The organism is Streptomyces sp. NPDC001156 (genome assembly GCF_053598275.1).
In genome coordinates, this window is the sequence record NZ_JBSFJX010000451.1 from 1 (window position 1) to 2,461 (window position 2,461).

Annotated in this window: 4 protein-coding genes and 1 pseudogene; 3 read left to right on the forward strand and 2 right to left on the reverse strand. The window is 64.7% G+C overall.

All coding sequences use genetic code 11. The annotated features are described in order from the left end of the window. Positions 1 to 97: 97 nt before the first annotated feature. Positions 98 to 352 carry a hypothetical protein gene (locus ACWDA7_RS51990; protein WP_450615111.1) on the reverse strand — a complete coding sequence of 85 codons (255 nt, stop codon included), beginning with the start codon at positions 350 to 352 and terminating at the stop codon, positions 98 to 100. A 29-nt stretch (positions 353 to 381) separates the two neighbouring features. Here ACWDA7_RS51990 and ACWDA7_RS51995 point away from each other — a divergent pair, with 29 nt between their 5' ends. After that, complete coding sequence (locus ACWDA7_RS51995; RefSeq protein ID WP_450615112.1) at positions 382 to 669, forward strand: hypothetical protein; 288 nt, start codon at positions 382 to 384, stop codon at positions 667 to 669. A gap of 62 nt (positions 670 to 731) precedes the next feature. Continuing rightward, positions 732 to 854 (forward strand): hypothetical protein, encoded by a 123-nt coding sequence (locus tag ACWDA7_RS52000; RefSeq protein WP_450615116.1) that lies wholly within the window; start codon positions 732 to 734, stop codon positions 852 to 854. On the opposite strand, the pseudogene ACWDA7_RS52005 reads toward ACWDA7_RS52000, so the two are convergent. After that, a pseudogene (locus ACWDA7_RS52005) lies at positions 833 to 1,003 on the reverse strand (transposase); the annotation flags it as partial. The gene ACWDA7_RS52000 and the pseudogene ACWDA7_RS52005 overlap by 22 nt on opposite strands. A gap of 329 nt (positions 1,004 to 1,332) precedes the next feature. On the opposite strand from ACWDA7_RS52005, the gene ACWDA7_RS52010 reads away from it, so the two are divergent. Then, positions 1,333 to 2,172, forward strand: coding sequence for an IS5 family transposase (locus tag ACWDA7_RS52010; RefSeq protein WP_450615114.1), 840 nt, complete (start codon positions 1,333 to 1,335; stop codon positions 2,170 to 2,172). Positions 2,173 to 2,461: the final 289 nt, after the last annotated feature.

A 2,461-nucleotide genomic window follows, 5' to 3' on the forward strand; every position in this document is an offset into this window, starting at 1 on the left:
AGTTCGAACGAACCATCACCGAAGCCCGGTCACGCTCGCACCAGAAGGACCGAGCAGCATAGGGAAGTCCTCCACGTTTCGAGGGGATTGACAGTTGCTACACGACGAGTCCCTCGGCCGCCAGCTGCTTCGCGGCGTGCAGCATGCACTCGCGTGGCAGGATGACCGCCAGCTCGTCGGCGCCGATGGAGGCGCCCATCGAGCGCAGCTCCTCGGCGCTCGGCGCCATCTCCTCCCCCACGACCTTGCCGATGACGAAGAAGCTGCCGTCCTTCATCTCGAAGACGTCGGGGCAGCTGTTGTTCTGTCCGCACGCCCCGCGCTCGGCGGGGGTCGATCCGATACGGCGCATGGTGCTCCTTGCAGTGACAGGATCGGTGCATGGGCACCGAGAGGGACTGGGTGTACAGGGTGGAGGAGCCGCACGGCTCCGAAGGCTGGCGCCCCTACGACGGCCCCGAGCGTTGGCGCGGCACGATCACCACCGAAGAACCCGACGAGGCCGAGTACGTCGCCGCCCTCGTCGTCAAGGACCTGGTGAGCGAGTGGAAGGCGAACGACACCGGCGTGAAGCACGTGCTGATCCTCGTCTGGGAGGACGAGGAAGGCGAAGACCTCGCGGACGCGGTCTACGCCGTGGAGGTCCGGCCGGACCTGCATGCTGAGTGACGTGAGTGAGAGAGACCGACGACTGGCGGAGGGGAGGCCTAGCGGCGCGGCAGGATGCTGCCGTGCGGTGGATACCGACCGTTGACACCAAGCTCAACATCTGGACGACCGCTGCGGTCATCGGCGCCAGCATCGCCCTCTACAACACCCTCCGGGGGTGGTGGCAGCCGGTTCGAGACTGGTAGAGGAGCGCGTTGACGATCTCTCGCATCTCATAGCGGCCCTCATGGCCGCTGACGGAGGGGTGCTGGGCCTTTCATGCCGTGACCACGGGCTCGATCAGTGCCCAGCGTTCGTTGGATAGGTCGCTCATGTAGGGCTTGCGGTCGCTCACGCAGCCACCTCAGCACCGCAGCGGCCCGGAGACCGGCCCCGGGCGGCAAGGCCACACGTTCAGGCAACGGCAGAACGGACATTGACTCACGTATCGCCCTCTTAGAGGGCATTTAGGTATGCCTTGTGCAGCTACGTCGTTATTGCGGCCAGCCCGCTTCGGGAGGCTATACGCCAGATATGCGCTGTCGTTAATTTCGGCGCGCCAGCCGTGGCATCCGTTTGCTCCACTTCTGGCACTTGGATTCCGTCTGGTTTGTGGATGACAGAGAAACGCCCTACCAGTCAAGCAACGCCATCTACAACGTCGTTGATGGTAAGAGCTCCTTCGTGACCGAGCGGAAGCCGTACCCCAGCGACCTGTCCGACGCCCGGTGGGCGTTGATCGAGCCGACCTTATCCGCCTGGCGAAAAGCCCGGCTCGACCGCAGACCCACCGGCCAGCCGGCCTCTGTCGAGCTGCGGGACGTCTTCAACGCAATCTTGTACGTCAACCGCACGGGAATCCCCTGGAAATACCTTCCCCACGACTTCCCGAACCACGGCACCGTCTACGCCTACTACGCAGCCTGGCGTGACGAGGGAATCTTCGCCCAGCTCAACTACGACCTCACCGGCCTGGCCCGAGTGAAGGAGGGGCGCAAGCCCGAGCCGACCGCCTCCGTGATCGACACCCAGAGCGTGAAGACCTCCACCAACGTGCCCCTGAACAGCCAGGGAACGGACGCAGCCAAGAAGATCGTCGGCAGGAAGCGAGGCATCATCACAGACACGCTCGGACTCCTCCTCGCCGTGATCGTCACTGCCGCGAGCCTCTCCGAAAACGCCGTAGGAATAAAGCTTCTCGACCAGGCCAAGAAGACGTACCCGACCATATCCAAGTCCTGGGTCGACACCGGCTTCAAGAACGCCGTCATCGAGCATGGCGCCAACCTCGGAATCGACGTCGAAGTCGTCAACAGGAACCCGGAAATCCGCGGCTTTCACGTCGTCAAAAGGCGCTGGGTCGTCGAGCGAAGTCTGGGATGGATCATGCTCCGCCGACGCCTGGCCCGCGACTACGAGGCCCTCCCAGCCAGCTCCGAAGCCATGATCCACATCGCCTCGATCGACAACCTCACCAAGCGCATAACGGACGAGACCACACTCACCTGGCGAGGTACCTATTAGGGCATAAGGGGCGATCATCCTAAATCAAACGCCCTCTTACGCCGTGAGCCATTCCCGGCGGTTACCGGCGGGCGAGAGGAGGCGGTGCTCCCTTTGGTGTCCTCCCCGGCGACCATGCCGGCTCCGGCAGCTGACCCGAACGGTGGGGTCCCGCGCCGGAGCCCCGCTGCGGGTACCGGCTGCTAGATCGGCTCAGAGCCAGCCGCGGCGGACCGCCTGTGCGCCCGCCTGGAACCGGCTGGTCGCGCCGAGGCGGGCGGTCAGGTCGGTGATCCGGCGCCGCAGTGTG